Consider the following 14,027-nt stretch of genomic DNA (forward strand, 5'->3'; position numbering starts at 1 on the left):
CCAACGTGCGGGCCGACTGCGCTCCGCATAGCTGCGCAGCTGTGCTGGCGTCCTACACGTCGTGCAGAACGAGGAGGGGTCTGCGGCACCGGCACCTGTGGACAACCCACGTGAACCGGGGGCTGTGGAACAGCGCGTACACCTTCACGCCGAGGAGGTGTGCAGCTATGACCGCCTCGATGCGTCGCATCAGCGCGGGCCTGGACATCCGGTGACGAGGTACTACACCGAGGAGGGAACTCCGCCCGGGTAATGGACGGGTTCGGGCCTCCACGCCTTCGGCAACGGCGAAATCAAGCGAGGCGACACGGTCACGCCGCAGCAACGTCAACTCCTGATCGGCACGGGACGTGACCCTGTCACCGGCGATCAACTGGGCCGGGCGTTCCCCATGTTCGCCAGCCGCAAGGACCGAGTTGCTGCTCGAGGCGCCGAACTCAGCCCGAACCTCATCCTTGAACAGCGCGCCGACCACATCGCACAGATCGAGGCCGAGGAATCGAAGAAGCAACCGAACGGCGTCGCTGGGTTCGACTACACGTTCAGCGTGCCCAAGTCGGTCTCGGCACTGCCGTGTCAGACGCAGGCACTCAGGCCCTCATCGTCGAGACACACCACCAAGCGGTCGCCGAGGTTCTCGACTTCATGGAACGCGAGGTCGTCGCCACGAGGAGGGCGCTCGCCAGGGCACGCGGAGACGAGGCCGCCGCCCTCCGGCTGGACCACGTGATCGGTCCGCAGGGACCTGGTGCATCAATACGCTCAGGCGGTACGCGAGGCATCCGAAACCGAAAGGGGCACCGTCACCTGGTTCCCGCAGGAGGCAGAGAACTGACGGCACCTCGACGTGCACGTCGATCACCTCAAGCAGACCCTGGTCCCGCCCTTGACGCAACGCCCTCCACTGCCCTCCCGGCTCGAGCCGCCCCAGTGACCGGCCAGCCCGCGGCGGCCGCCCCTTCCGCCGGTCAGAGCCTGGACGCCATCTCAAACACGGGACGGGCAGCACGGACGCCCGCCAACAGACACGCCGCGATGGGCGGTTGAACGCCTTGCCGTCTGCCGCTCCGCTGCCGCAACGACCGGTGCCCCGACACACATCGCGCACCCCCGCTGCCCCGTACAGGTGAGCGGTCGGCCATCGTCTGCTCCCTCAATTCCCGCGGGGGCCCGGTGAGGTGGCCCACGGCAACGCAGTGCGCCTGATGGGTCTGTCCACACGGTCACCACCGACCTTGACGCGGCTTCCTGCGAAGGCGCGTTCGGTACCAGTTGCTTCGGCGTCGGACCGGCAGGAGTGGGCGTGTCAGCGAGACGCTCTGCGAGCGCAGTGGGCTTCGCGGCCGCGCGTTGCCGCGCCTGCTCGATCAGTGGCGGGCGCTGGCCGCCCGGTCGTGGCCTCAAAAAGGCCACCCTGGTCGGAGCTTGCCCCCGTGGCTGAGCCCGGGGGTGGGAGGTGGCGGGCGGCCGTGCCTGCCAGCACGGCCGCCCGGGCCCGACGTTGGGTTCGCATCGGGGCGGTCCACGGTGAGGTGGCCCGATGCGTGGAAGGTTCGCTCACTCGGGATCGCCCGTCAACGGGAAACCGGGCCGCTGGTGCATGAACGGGATGGGCCATGTCTGCGACCAGGTCCGGCGTGGGGCGAGGGCGGCTTTTCCGTTACGAAGGCGCCGGGCCGCGGCTGCATCAACGGCCCTCGAGCGCCGCGGTGTGGGTGGACTGCGGTGGTGAGCGCGCTCCACCATGGTGCATCTCGCCAGGGGATGCAACGAGGCTGCCACCTCTTTTCCCGTTGTTCGGCGAGGAGTTGGGTTCGCATCAACGATCGGAGTTCGTGATGTCCCATCCGCTGCCGCCGCGTCGTTGGTGCGGTGCGAGTCCGGCCGCATCCCGAGCCGGAGCCCGGAGCGTGTTCGTGGCCGTAGTGGTGGTCTTCGCCGTGCTGCTGGCCGCCGCGGGAGCGCCGGCCGAGGTGCTGGCCGCGCTGTGGACGAGTGTGGTGCTCGAGGTGGCCAGCCAGACAGCCGCCGCCCTGTCCGGGCGCCTCCCGGTCCTTGAGTGGTGGGGTGGACCGGCGTGACGGGGCGGAGCAAAACGCCTTTGAGGACGGCGGGTTGTGCCTCCCTGCGGGCCCTGGTGGTGTGGCTACGCGGCCAAAAGGAGCGGGCCGGGCTGACCTACGCGCAGATGGCCGGGCAGTCGCCGGGCACGCTCACAGCCACCACCCTGTCGCGGGCCGATGACGGCTCCCGCCTGCCGACCTGGCCGGCGGTGCGGGCGTACACGCAGGCCTGTGGCGCCGACCTGGGGCAGGCCGAGCGCCTGTGGCGCCGGGCCCGTTACCGGGCCCGGCAGCAGCACCGGCCGCACCACACCGCTTGCCGGCCCGAAACCGTCATGGACTTCGCCGACCTGCGCCAGGCCATGGTGGAACTACGCGAACGCTGCGGAGCCCCGTCCCTGGTGACACTGTCTGAGCGGGCTCCCACCGGAGTGCTGCCGCGCAGCACCCTGGGCGCCGTCCTGCGCGGGACGGCACTGCCCCGCAAGGATCTGCTGATCGCCTTCGCCCGCGCCCTGGGAGTGCAGGACCTGCGGGTGTGGGAGCGGGCCTGGGACAAGGCCGCGCTCACCCGCAGGCAACTGCGGCAGGCCGCCCCCTGGCGCACCGTCGTCGAAGGCAACACCATCTTCCTGCTGCTCGACCCACATCCCGACCCGCACAAGGGCGAGACCGAGGACCGCGATGAGGGGACGAGCGGGGGCGAGCGGTCCTGTCGCCCCGCACCGAAGATCAGTCGCATGTCCTCGATGCCGTGCGCCCTGTCGGCGGCCGACCGTGCGCTGGAGAAGAACTCGAGCTCGGTGATCGGGCAGGTGGCGATGAGCCCGGCGGCTGCCGCCTGGTCCCAGCCGAACTGCTCCGCGTCCTCGCGCATGAACCGAGCGAGCGCGCTGGTGTCGATCAGGAACTGGGCCGCATTCACCGGCGGTAGTTCCCCTTGTTCTCGAACAGCTCCAGATCGAATGCGCCGTCCCTGGACGAAGCCCGCAGCCGGGCGAGAGCCAGCGCGCGTCGCCGACTCTCCAGCACTTCGCGAAGAGCGGTGTTGACTGTCTCCTTCTTGGTGCTCGTGCCGAGGGCTTTGGCCACGTCCGCGACCAGGTCGTCGTCCAGGTCGATAACCGTTCGACTCATTTAGTACCCCCTAGATATCAAGTATGGGATCAGGTATATCTCGCGAGGTGCCCCGTGAGGTGGCATACCCGGGCACCCGGCCTCGGCCGGCGAGTCCTACGCGGGCATCACGCCATGGATGCGGGAGAGCGTGAAGACGCGTGCCGCTTCGCGTAGGTGGCACCAGGCGTCGAGGTAGGGCGGGTCGAGTTCCAGGTCGCTGAGGGTGCGTACGGTCCGGTTGCCCGAGGTGGCGATGTACTCCACCGTGATGGCCGCACCGGTGTCGATGGCGTGGGCGACCTGGCGGACGTCGCTGTACGACAGGTGCTTTGCGTATCCGGCGACGATCTCCTCGGTGTCCGTCGCGAACGGCACCCCGCTGCCGAACGGGTCGGGTTCCGGTGCCGTCGGCGGGGCCTTGAGCAGCCGGTCGGCCAGGACGTCCAGCCCGTCGTCGCCGGGCATGTCCGAGGCGCGGGTCGCGGTGGTCCGGGGGCCGCGCAGCCCGATGTTCCTTCGCGGGGGCCCAACGGCAGCGGCGGCCCTGTGCGGCAGGCGCTTTTCGACGCGTACCGTTCCCTTAAAGGTCTCGGCGACCGGGGCGTAGCCCGCGGCACGCAGCGCGGCGAGAGTCGTCGCGGGTGGGCTGCCGCTGACCAGGACCGTCGGAGCGAGCTGCCGCAGGGCGAGCTTGGACAGTGCGCGGTGGGCGGCGAGTTCGGCCAAGAGCGCGGGTTCGTCGCCGTGGATGACACAGGCCGCGGGGGCAATGCGCACCCGTCCGTGACCTCGTGCGGTGTCGGCGATGAGATAGGTCAGCGGCTGCGGCAGGGCCGTGGCGCAGCCGGCTGCCAGGTCGGCTGTGATGTCATCCAGGGTGCGGCCGGCGTCCAGGGCCCGGCGGATACTGCGGGTACTGAAGCGCCATACCGACGCCGTGCCACTGGTCTCCCGGTCGGCCATCGAATCCAGCAGCGCCGCGAGTCGCGCGGACGGGGTGCCGGTGACAACGGCAGTGAGGTCGGCGCCGATCCGGGCCGTCGTAGTCGCGGGGGGCAGCAGTCGCCGGGCCGTGTTGCCGAGCTCTGCGTCGGCGCGGGCCGCCAGGTGGGCACCGAGCGGGGACAGCGCACCCCGTGCCAGCACGCCCAGCAATTCGCCTTCGCGGATCACGGTGTGAAACGGTGCCGTGTCCGGGGGCGAGGCGTCGTCGGCGAGTGGACGGTGCCAGGCCACGAGCGGCCCCAGCTCCGAAGCGACCTTCACCCCCTGTTTGGCCGGGAGCCCCGCTGCTGCGGTGAGCAGCCCGTGGCGTGCCTGCAGACAACCGTCGCAGTCAGGCGCACCAGCGAGTGCGGGCAGTGCCTTGTTGTCCTCGTCGCGCGTCCGGGTGGGGGTGAGCGGCAGGTCCCGCCATGCCCGCAGCAGTACGGCGAGTTGTTCTGCGGGCTCCTGTTCGGCCCAGGTGTCATACGCCTCGGTGGGAGCTACGCGATCGCCGTCGCGGGCCAGCAGTCCGGCGGCGTACGCGGTCTCCAGGGCGATGCGTACGACGGCGCCGTCCGCTTGGGCGGCCTTGCCGAGCCGGGCCAGTTCACGCGCGCCGATCCCGCCCGACTTCAGCCGGGTCGGTGGAGCGGTCGCGCATGCCGAAAGGACGGAAGATGCATGGGCCGCGAACGAGGTGGCGGCCACCGCGGCCTCCCGCTCCACCTCCCAGGAGGTGATGGGGACCAACTGGGGGGCGGGCGGCACAGGTTCGAACGGAGCGTGCCAATCGGGGCCCCGCAGAGCCAAGGCCACCTCGATGGGCATCCGGACGGGCCCGTACCGGTGACGGTCCTGGAGCAAAAGCCCGCGGTCCAGTGCCCACCGGGCGCCTGGTGGGAGGTCGTGGTCAGGAGCCCCGAACACGACAAACAGCGACTGACGAGGTGTGGACCTGGCGCTCTGCTCAAGCAACTTCCCGGTGGCCGCCGGTGCCCCGCCACCAACGCGCTAACCCGCTCCGCGTCACTGTGATGCTCCACCAGAGCCGCGAGTCGCTGCTGCTTGGTGCCGGGCGGCTTGATACCCAGGACCGCCAGCATGCCGCGCAGTTCCTCCGAGGTGGTGCCGACCAGCAGCTCTTCCAGCGGGGCGTCCAGTCCCAGGGGCGTGCTCCACGCCTGCCGCAAGGGCGTAGGCATGCAAAGTGCCCCGTTGCCGTCGTGCCACACGAGCGCCCGATCCGACAGCGCCTCCAAGGTCGCCTCCAGCGCGTGTACGGCCGCAGGGGATGTCAAGCCGAGCAACTCCGCGAGGCTGTCCCGGGTCGCTCGTGCCCCCAGGGCCGCCAGCGCCTCGGCGGCCTGCAAGCACGGCAGCGTCAGGTGCGGCAGGACGAGTGCCACGGACCCCGGACGTTGGAGACGGTCCGCCAGTTCCCCCACCGAGCGTGGTTCCGGACAGGACGCTGCGTCCTTCCGCAGGGCGAGTATGCGTGCCAGGCGGGAACGGTCGAGTTCGCTCAGCCAAGTCGCAAGCGTCGATCGGGACTTCATCTGGGTCCTCCGTGGATACTCCGGCGTTTACGACTCCGTTGGGAAAGGGAGAAACTACCGGCCGGGAAGATCGCCTCGGGGCGTGAAACTGCAGGTCGATTGATCCACTTCCGGTCGGCAGTCGAGCTTCGCTGCCCGCCTTGCCCTTTTGCCAACGGAGTCGTTTACGCCGGAGAGGAAACGGACTCCTGCGGAGCAGGGAGAGGAGCGGGGTTTCGCCGTCAGGGCTGAAGACCGTGCTCTGACCCGCAGGTTTGATCTTTACCTCGCGCTAGTTTGTGAGCGTGACCGTGCATCAGGTGAAGCGGGCGTTCAAGTACCGCTTCTATCCGACGGATGCGCAGGCGGCAGAGCTGTCGCGCACCTTCGGCTATGTGCGCAAGGTCTACAACCTCGCCCTCGCGGCTCGCACGCAGGCGTGGACGCGGCAGGAGCGGGTCAACTACAACCAGACATCGGCGATGCTGACGGCCTGGAAGAAGACCGACGAACTCGCCTACCTGAACGAGGTCTCCTCGGTCCCGCTCCAGCAGTGCCTTCGGCATCTGCAGGTGGCGTTCACCAACTTCTTCGGCAAGCGGGCCAGGTACCCGCGCTTCAAGTCGCGGAAGAAGTCGCAGAAGTCCGCCGAGTACACCACCAGCGGTTTCCGCTTCCGCGACGGCCGAGTGACCCTCGCAAAGATGAAGGAGCCTTTGGCCATCAGGTGGTCCCGGCCTCTGCCCGAGCAGGCGAAGCTGTCCACGGTGACTGTCTCGCAGGACGCGGCGGGACGCTGGTTCGTCTCGCTTCTTGTGGAAGATCCCGGCGTCCAGCCGCTGCCGGCCACGGACACGGCGGTTGGGATCGACGTCGGCCTTGACCACCTGCTGACCCTCTCCACCGGGGAGAAGATCGCCAACCCCAGACACGAACGCCGCGACCGGGCCCGGCTCGCCGTGGCCCAGCGCCGAATGGCGAAGAAGGCCAAGGGCTCGAACAACCGGGCCACGGCACGCCGCAAGGTCGCCAGGATCCACGCCCGGATCCGCGACCGGCGCCGTGACCACCTGCACCAGCTCACCACCCGGCTCGTGCGTGAAAACCAAACGCTCGTGATCGAGGACCTGACCGTGCGCAACATGGTCAAAAACCGGAGTCTTGCCCACGCCATCTCGGATGCGGCCTGGCATGAGTTCCGGAGCTTGCTGGCGTACAAAGCCCAGTGGTACGGGCGGGAAGTGGTCGCGGTCGACCGCTTCTTCCCCTCCTCCAGGCTGTGTTCCACCTGCGGCACCCTCGCGCAGAAGATGCCGCTGAACGTCCGTACCTGGACGTGTGACTGCGGGACGGCCCACGACCGGGACGTCAACGCGGCGAAGAACCTTCTGGCCGCCGGACGGGCGGTTACAGCCTGCGGAGCCGGTCTCAACGGAGTTCTCCGGGCGGGCAGTCGGCGATGAAACAGGAAGTCTCACGGCGCGAGCCGTAAGAATCTCCTCCCTTCAGGGAGGAGAGCGTCAAGAGGGTGCACCTCGACAGACGGGGAATGTCACGGGTGGGCCGAAGTCAAGGATGGCTCAGTTCCATGATCTGCGGATGCCGTACTCAGCGGGCCGACGTTGTGGTCATGCGAGGGTGTCCGGGTCCAGCTCGTCTGCGTGTTCGCCGGTGACCAGGTAGACGACGCGTTTGGCGACGGATACCGCGTGGTCAGCGGCCCGTCCGCCGCAAGCGGTGATCTGAGCAGCGCCCCCGCACCTGCCGTACCGCGCGGCAGACGCAACAGCCGCCCTCGCCGCGACGCACCACGCTCCGCCACCCACTCCCCTGCGTGAAGGACGCCCTCGCACGCCTGGCATGCCCTACCGAGCGCCCCCCCAGGGCCCAACCACGGCACCTTGCCCCTCCCCGACCACGGACGCTCCAGGACCAACGATGGGCCCCACCAGGGCTCGTTACTGCGGTGCGCAAACCTCGGGCGACAACCTGCGCACCCGGCACGCGCGCATGGCGCACCACTGTCCGTGTCCCGTCCGTCACCTCGCACACGGTGCGTATACATGGGCGTATACTGCACGACGTGTCTGACGCGATGATCCGTGTGCCTGCTGAAGTCCGTGACCGTCTTGCCGTGATCGCCGAATCCCGGGGGACGTCGATCCGCTCCCTGGTGCAGGAGTTCGCGGAGTCGACCCTGACCGAGGAGGAGCGCCGTGAGCGGGCCGAGCGGACCCGCGCCTACCTGAGTGAGCACTTCGGCGTCGAGGTGTCCGACGAGGAAAGCGCAGCCATGGGCCGCAGGCTCCGCGAAGCATTCACCCGGCAGCAGGGTGCAGCCGCGTGATCTTGCACCATCTGGTCCTCGATGCGCCGACGCTGGTGGCGCTCGCGGGGAACCGTCAGGTTTCCGCCCTCATCCACCGAGCTCATTTCGAGACCGAGACCCGCCTGTGGGCGCCGGCCCTCTCGATCTTGGAGGCTGACCGGGAGCACCTGGGGCTCGCTGAACACATCGGGCAGTTGGAGGTCATTCACACCGTGGACCTGGACTACCCGGCGGTGCTCGCCGTGGCTCAACTGCACCGCGACGGCGTTGCTCCAGGCATCGGTGCCGCCATTCATGCCACCCGGCATCTGCCCGAGTGGGGCGCGGACGCCCTGGCCGCCACGGTGGTCCCCAAGGCATATCAAGGCCACGGGGTCCCTGTTTTCGACCTCAACCGCTGACGTCCCCTGCGGTCAGCCGGCAATGGGGTGACGCCAGGCGGCAACCGCGTCGGCACAGCGCCGGCGGGGAAGCAGCCCGCCCGCTGATCGTGACGCGGACCGCCGTGGCCTTCCTGCAGGAGACGCACCGCCGGTATGCCGGCCGCCTGACTGGATTCCCGGCCACCCCCGGGCAACGTCGAAGCCGGTGGCGGTTCCGCTTCCAAGTAGGTCATGGCAATGCAGCGTCAGCTGCCATCCGGTGAGTTGAGTGGCCGCAACAGAGCGTCGCCGGGCCACAGGGGGGATCCTGCTTCCGCCCAGGCCAGGTGTGTGCCGACTTCGACGAGGACCTTGATGCGATCGGCCGGCCCGTACGCCTCATGTGCCCCGGTCGTAGCGTCGACGGCACGGACCTCGCTGCGCGGGCCGGCGCACACCAGGGCGCGGGCGATCTCCGGCAGGCCCAGGCTGAGGGCGTCGCAGTCGCGGTCGTGGATGAGCTGCAGCAGGTCTTGGGTGACCGTCTCCCAGTCGCCGACCTGGTGCCAGCGTGCGCCGCCGTCGAGTTCGTGGGTGAGCGTGGACAGTGGCACGATCTCGCCGGGCCGGCGGCCGTGGATGAGGCGGTCATAGATGCGGGCTCCGTCGGGCTGCCGCACGCGCGGGTGGAGTAGGCAGGCTGCCGCCACGACCGTGGTGTTGATCTCCCGGGCCGGGGCCGGGGCCGGGTAGTAGGGCTCGTGTGCGAACAGCAGGTACACCGGTTGCTGCTGCGGGCCGTCCGTGGGCATGTACCTCTCCTCAACTAGGTCGCGGGGCTGGGCTCGATCGCGGGCTGGGACGACTTCCTTAGTCCGGGCGCGGGGGCGCCCACGGCCTGCCGCCTGCCGGTCCGATGCGGCCAGCGGGGCGGGGTGCTGGACTTCGTGGGCGTGATGGTCCGGGCGGCCCGGTCGGCCAGGTGCAGCATCAGCCGGTTACGGGCGATGAGTTCGCCGGACAGGGCGCCGGGGTGGGCGTCGTCCTGCAGGAGCTCGGCGCTGTCGAACAGCACGTGATGTCCGATCTTGACGGCGCGCCGTAGTGCGTGGCGGTCGTGGCGGGCGGCCGCCTGGACGAGGCCGGTGTGCACGACGGCCAGGCGCTGCAGGACGTGGCAGGCGGCTTCGGCTGTGACGAGCTGGAGGTTCGCGCGGGCGCGTGCGTCGAGCCGGTCGGTAGCGTGTTCCATCAACAGCGGGACCAAGAGGGCCGCGGGCAGCGCGATGCCGAGCGGAACACCCTGCAGGACGGCCTGGAGGGCGGCCGCCAAGCGGCTTGCCGGTCAGCACCAGTTCGGGATGGCCGGCCCCGATCTGCAGCAGCAGCCGGATCCCCCGATGCAGCTCGTGCGCCGAAGGCGGCGCAAGCTGTGGCCCGTTGGCTTCTGCGGCCGGCTCGAGCGGGCCGCGGCCGCACGGACGGAGGGGGCTGGTGTTCTGCTGGTTGGTCTTCTTTCTGTTGGTGTTCTTAGTGGGCCGATCAGCCAACGTAGGGTTATCCACCGGTGGAAAACCCGACTCTGGCCCGGACCTGGGGTTTTGCAGCGCGGGCAGGTCGGTGATGACATACGCGGCCGCGGCGAGTGTGCCGTCCGGATTCCGCTCGCGTTCCCGGATGAGGAAGCCGTGTCGCTCCAGCTCCCTCAGTCCGCTCTTGACGGCGGCCGCGCCGTCCCGGCCACGGCGGCCGACGTCAGGAACCGACATCCGCCAGCCCTCGCGGTGCGTGCTGAGGAGCCCGAACAGGCCCTTGGCCTTGAAGGACAACTGCGGGTGGCGGAACAGGGCGTTGGCGATCTGCGTGAACCGGTCGGCAGCCATCACCCCGCGCCGGATCCCCGCCCCCCATCCGGTGTCCTGCGCCTGCGCGGCTGCGCCGACCGGCGCGGTGTGGGGCAGCGGGTCGTCCACGGCCAGGCGGTCAGTGATGCTGTAGACGATGGCGCCGAGGGTGCCGTCCGGGCGGCGCAGCCGTTCACGAACCAGGTAGCCGCATGTCTCCAGCTCCTTGAGACCGGCACGCGCCGCTTCCCGGCCGCCGGGCCCGAGACGGACCAGGTGGGCGATCGTCACCGGCCAGCCGTCCCGGTGGGTGCTGATGTAACCGAAGATCCCCTTCGCTTTGAAGGACAACTGCGGATCCCGGAACAGGGCGTTGGCGATCTGCGTGAACTGATCGCCCGCCATCACGCCCCGGCGGATCCCCGGCCCCAAGCGGCTCATCGCGCCGCTCCTGATGCGGAACGGCCCACGAGACGGCCGCCCGTGTTCACCGCAATGCCAGGAGCCACGAGCGCGGGGGCGGGGGCGTACGTGCGTTCCATGCCGTCAGCTCACCGGCCGGCCCCGACCACGCCGCTGACCACCAACCCCGACCATGGATCACGATCGGGCAACAGGCGCGCAGGACCGCCGAGGTGGGGGCATGGCCGGGACAACCACGCCCCCCACCACGGGCGCGGGGCTTGCGTCATCGCCGCTGCGTCTACGAGGAGCTGTCCGGCCGATCATGTGACTGCTCCGTGCATCGCCGCCGAGACCGGTGGAGTTGCCCACGCCGAGTCCTCGTTCAAGGCAGGACGCCAGGTCCAGTTCCGCCGGGCCGGGCGCAATGTGAACTTCCCGACGCCTCCCGCGCGTAGCGGAACCGACTGCGGCACCCGGGAAGACGTCGATGGCGTGCGAAAACAGGCAGCCGCAATCGAACCATTCTTCTGCAGAATGCAGATATGAGTGTCCTCACCGTGCGGGACGTGCCCGATGGCCAGATCCGCGTCCTTAAGACCCGTGCCGCCCAGGCCGGGAAGTCCCTTCAGGCGTACATGCAGGAACTGATCGCCAGGGAGACCACCAAGCCGACCATGGCGGATATGGCCGCTCGGCTGGAGCGCGAAGCTGCCGCGGAATACACCACCGACGATGTCCTGACGGCGATCGATGAGGGGCGAGGAGGCCGTTGATCGTCATCGACACGTCAGCACTGTTGAATCCTCCCCCAGCTGAAGCAGGGGGATTCCTGGCTCACGCCGCCTGCGGGTCAGCGACCCGACAGGTCTTCCACGATCAACACCAGCCGGGTTGAAACCAGCCCGGGTTCGTACCGCAAAGCTTGGAGGTGCATGTGCCGTCTTGGCTCTCGATCAGCACGGCGTACGCGCTTGGTTCTCGCAACGCACGGCAGTCAGCTTACCCGACCGTGTGGGCGGTCTTTCGCCCTGAGGGCGAAACCCCGTTCCCTGCCTTGCTCCGCAGGAGTCCGATTCATCCCCGGCCCGAAGGCCGGGGCATCCTCGGAGGTCTCAGGTGATCTTCCTGACCCATCACGGCGCCACCGGCAGCGCCGTCCGCAAGCGCATCAGCGAAACCGTCACCGATTTCCTCTGAGGATGCTCCGGCGTTCAGGCCGGAGAGGAATCGGACACCTGCGCAGCAGGGCAGGGGCAGGCCCGTCGCCGCTGGGGCGATGGGCCGTCCGCCCCGGGACGGGGTAGGCAGGCCCATCAAGATCAATAGGGTTCAACTGTCAGTCCTGCCCGGTAGGTTCGGGTTCATGACGACACCAGCGCAGACGGTGGAGGAGGGCGGGCATGCCCGCTACACCTTCCGGCTGCGCCTGTCGTCCTCGGCCCGTACGGCGCTGGAGGCCGAGGGGGACCGCTGCCGCTGGGTCTGGAATGAGTCGGTCGCCAAGGCGAAGGCCGTCCACCGGCTCAATCAGGCGACCGGTGCGAAGGTGACGTGTGGTGCGGCGCAGCTGGACAGGATGCTGACCGAGGCCCGTGCCGTGACACCGTGGCTGGCTGAGGGTGCGTCGGTGCCGCAGCAGCAGGTGATCCGCGACTTCGCCAAGTCCCGGGCCAAGGCGCTCAAGGACATCACGGCGCGTGTGCCGGTGCGCCGGCGGGCCGGGATGCCGAGGTACAAGAGGAAGCGTGAGGCGCTGCCCAGCCTGAACTACACCCGGCGCGGGTTCCGTCTCAAGGATGGGCGGCTGCATCTGGCGGGCGGGATCGTGGTGCGTCCGGTGTGGTCGCGCGCGCTTCCCAAGGCTCCCTCGTCGGTGCGCGTGTACCGGGATGCGGTCGGTCACTGGTGGGCGTCCTTCGTCGTCGCCGTCGAGAGCGAGCAGCTGCCCGCGACCGGCCGGGTGATCGGGATCGACTGGGGCGTCAAACAGACCGCCACCACCACGTCCGACGACCACGACCTTGCCCACCCGCAGCACGGGAAGACGGCCGGGCAGAAGCTGGCCCGCTATCAGCGGATGATGGCCCGGCGCCGCCCCGCGAAGGGCCAGGCTGCCTCGAACGGTTATCGGGAGGCGAAGCGGCAGACCGCCAAGCTGCATCAGAAGGTGGCCAGGCAGCGGCAGGACACCGCCCGCAAATGGGCCAAGCGCGTGGTCCGCGACCATGACGCCCTGGCGGTGGAGGACTTCCGGCCCAAGTTCCTGGCGAAGTCGACGATGGCCCGTAAGGCGGCCGATGCGGCGATTGGTGCCACGAAGCAGGCCCTGGTGGAGATGGCCCGCAAGCACGGGCGCATCGTCCACCTGGTCCACCCCGCGCACACCACGATGGACTGTGCGCAGTGCGGCGCGAGAACCAAGCACGCACTCCCTCTGTCCGAACGAACGTATGCCTGCATCGCATGCGGAGCGGAGTCCCCTCGGGACAAGAAGTCCGCGCGCGTGATGCTGGTCCGGGCTGGTCTGCACCCCGGCTGGTGCTGATCGTGCAAGACCTGCGCGCCCGCCGGGCCGCAGGCAACGTGAGCCAGGAATCCACCCCGTTCACGACTCCGTTGGCAAAAGGGCAAGGCGGGCAGCGAAGCTCGACTGCCGACCGGAAGTGGATCAATCGACCTGCAGTTTCACGCCCCGAGGCGATCTTCCCGGCCGGTAGTTTCTCCCTTTCCCAACGGAGTCGTTCACGGGGTGGAGGCGTCAAGGTCTACGCACCCACACTGATCGACTACGAAATCCAATCGGCGCTGCTGGGGATGCAGCGCGGCGGCAAGCTCAGCGAGCAGCAGGGGACCAAGGCCATCGCCGACTTCACGGCACTGCCTTTGGACACCCTCGCCCTGTGGGAACGGGTTCGCGTCCTGCACGCCGACCTGAGCGCCTACGACGCCCCGTACGTCGCGCTCGCCGAATCCCTCGGCATCCCGCTGGTCACCTGCGACGCACGGATCAAACGCAGCGGCGCAGCTACGTGCGCCGTCGAGGTCTTCGGCTCGAACTGACCCCACCAGCCCCGGGCCAGGGGGGTGAGCAACTGGACCACGGCCGTCATCGGGATGAGCCCGGCCCCGCAGGCCTTGCCCAGCCCCCGCCCCCAACATCCCCCACCAGCCGGTCACGATCCACCAGCATGCGCACCTTTGTGCCGCGGTTGGATTGAATCCTCCCCCAGCTGAAGCAGGGGGATTCCTGGCTCACGCCGCCTGCGGGTCAGCGACCCGACAGGTCTTTGAGCTTCCCCCGAGATGCGGAAGCAGTTGACAGGGGGTCAGGTGGTTCTCATGAGAGGAACATCGACCATGGCTGCTCCCAGGAAATACTCGCT

Annotated in this window: 8 protein-coding genes and 7 pseudogenes; 9 read left to right on the plus strand and 6 right to left on the minus strand. The window is 69.1% G+C overall.

Annotation, left to right across the window (positions count from 1 at the left end; all coding sequences use genetic code 11):
• Positions 1-265: 265 nt before the first annotated feature.
• The 3 genes and pseudogenes from ACGFYN_RS44365 to ACGFYN_RS44375 form a co-directional block, all read left to right on the plus strand.
• Positions 266-730 (plus strand): annotated as a pseudogene (locus ACGFYN_RS44365) (relaxase domain-containing protein); the annotation flags it as partial.
• Positions 731-1,916: 1,186 nt separating this feature from the next.
• Complete coding sequence (locus tag ACGFYN_RS44370; protein WP_393871689.1) at positions 1,917-2,081, plus strand: hypothetical protein; 165 nt, start codon at positions 1,917-1,919, stop codon at positions 2,079-2,081.
• A gap of 59 nt (positions 2,082-2,140) precedes the next feature.
• A pseudogene (locus ACGFYN_RS44375) lies at positions 2,141-2,311 on the plus strand (helix-turn-helix domain-containing protein); the annotation flags it as partial.
• Positions 2,312-2,787: 476 nt separating this feature from the next.
• Here ACGFYN_RS44375 and ACGFYN_RS44380 read toward each other — a convergent pair.
• The 3 genes and pseudogenes from ACGFYN_RS44380 to ACGFYN_RS44390 form a co-directional block, all read right to left on the minus strand.
• Positions 2,788-2,988 (minus strand): annotated as a pseudogene (locus tag ACGFYN_RS44380) (VapC toxin family PIN domain ribonuclease); the annotation flags it as partial.
• Positions 2,985-3,200 carry a type II toxin-antitoxin system VapB family antitoxin gene (locus ACGFYN_RS44385; protein ID WP_393871690.1) on the minus strand — a complete coding sequence of 72 codons (216 nt, stop codon included), beginning with the start codon at positions 3,198-3,200 and terminating at the stop codon, positions 2,985-2,987. The pseudogene ACGFYN_RS44380 and the gene ACGFYN_RS44385, both read right to left, overlap by 4 nt.
• A 96-nt stretch (positions 3,201-3,296) precedes the next feature.
• A pseudogene (locus ACGFYN_RS44390) lies at positions 3,297-5,725 on the minus strand (helicase-associated domain-containing protein).
• A gap of 278 nt (positions 5,726-6,003) precedes the next feature.
• Here ACGFYN_RS44390 and ACGFYN_RS44395 point away from each other — a divergent pair.
• Positions 6,004-7,196: pseudogene (locus tag ACGFYN_RS44395) on the plus strand (RNA-guided endonuclease InsQ/TnpB family protein).
• A 136-nt stretch (positions 7,197-7,332) separates the two neighbouring features.
• On the opposite strand, the pseudogene ACGFYN_RS44400 reads toward ACGFYN_RS44395, so the two are convergent.
• Positions 7,333-7,428: pseudogene (locus tag ACGFYN_RS44400) on the minus strand (phosphate transport system regulatory protein PhoU); the annotation flags it as partial.
• A gap of 359 nt (positions 7,429-7,787) precedes the next feature.
• On the opposite strand from ACGFYN_RS44400, the gene ACGFYN_RS44405 reads away from it, so the two are divergent.
• Both ACGFYN_RS44405 and ACGFYN_RS44410 read left to right on the plus strand, forming a co-directional pair.
• The gene (locus ACGFYN_RS44405) at positions 7,788-8,051 is read left to right on the plus strand and encodes a hypothetical protein (protein ID WP_393871691.1); all 264 of its coding nucleotides are present in this window, start codon (positions 7,788-7,790) and stop codon (positions 8,049-8,051) included.
• Complete coding sequence (locus tag ACGFYN_RS44410; RefSeq protein WP_393871692.1) at positions 8,048-8,434, plus strand: hypothetical protein; 387 nt, start codon at positions 8,048-8,050, stop codon at positions 8,432-8,434. The genes ACGFYN_RS44405 and ACGFYN_RS44410 overlap by 4 nt, the downstream gene beginning before the upstream one ends.
• Before the next feature lie 227 nt (positions 8,435-8,661).
• Here ACGFYN_RS44410 and ACGFYN_RS44415 read toward each other — a convergent pair whose 3' ends face one another.
• Together ACGFYN_RS44415 and ACGFYN_RS44420 are read right to left on the minus strand one after the other, a co-directional pair.
• Entirely contained in the window at positions 8,662-9,207 is a 546-nt protein-coding gene (locus ACGFYN_RS44415) for a hypothetical protein (protein ID WP_393871693.1), read from the minus strand.
• Positions 9,208-9,221: 14 nt separating this feature from the next.
• Positions 9,222-9,728, minus strand: a complete 507-nt coding sequence (locus ACGFYN_RS44420; RefSeq protein ID WP_393871694.1) for a hypothetical protein — start codon at positions 9,726-9,728, stop codon at positions 9,222-9,224.
• Between the two features lie 1,458 nt (positions 9,729-11,186).
• Between ACGFYN_RS44420 and ACGFYN_RS44425 the strand changes: the two genes are divergently transcribed.
• From ACGFYN_RS44425 to ACGFYN_RS44435, 3 genes and pseudogenes are all read left to right on the plus strand, one after another.
• Positions 11,187-11,417: an antitoxin gene (locus ACGFYN_RS44425; RefSeq protein WP_393871695.1), complete on the plus strand. Its 231-nt coding sequence runs from the start codon at positions 11,187-11,189 to the stop codon at positions 11,415-11,417.
• A gap of 590 nt (positions 11,418-12,007) precedes the next feature.
• A pseudogene (locus ACGFYN_RS44430) lies at positions 12,008-13,361 on the plus strand (RNA-guided endonuclease InsQ/TnpB family protein).
• A complete protein-coding gene (locus tag ACGFYN_RS44435; protein WP_393871696.1) occupies positions 13,261-13,704 on the plus strand; it encodes a type II toxin-antitoxin system VapC family toxin in 444 nt (147 codons plus the stop codon). Before ACGFYN_RS44430 ends, ACGFYN_RS44435 begins: the two are co-directional and overlap by 101 nt.
• Positions 13,705-14,027 lie beyond the last annotated feature (323 nt).

Origin of the sequence: Streptomyces sp. NPDC048419 (assembly GCF_043200415.1) — a bacterium.
Lineage (GTDB): Bacteria > Actinomycetota > Actinomycetes > Streptomycetales > Streptomycetaceae > Streptomyces.

Excerpts from the sequence above, each read along its gene's own strand:
- ACGFYN_RS44385 (WP_393871690.1), bottom strand. The coding sequence starts at position 3,200 with ATGAGTCGAACGGTTATCGACCTGGACGACGACCTGGTCGCGGACGTG.
- ACGFYN_RS44415 (WP_393871693.1), bottom strand. The coding sequence starts at position 9,207 with ATGCCCACGGACGGCCCGCAGCAGCAACCGGTGTACCTGCTGTTCGCA.
- ACGFYN_RS44425 (WP_393871695.1), top strand. The coding sequence starts at position 11,187 with ATGAGTGTCCTCACCGTGCGGGACGTGCCCGATGGCCAGATCCGCGTC.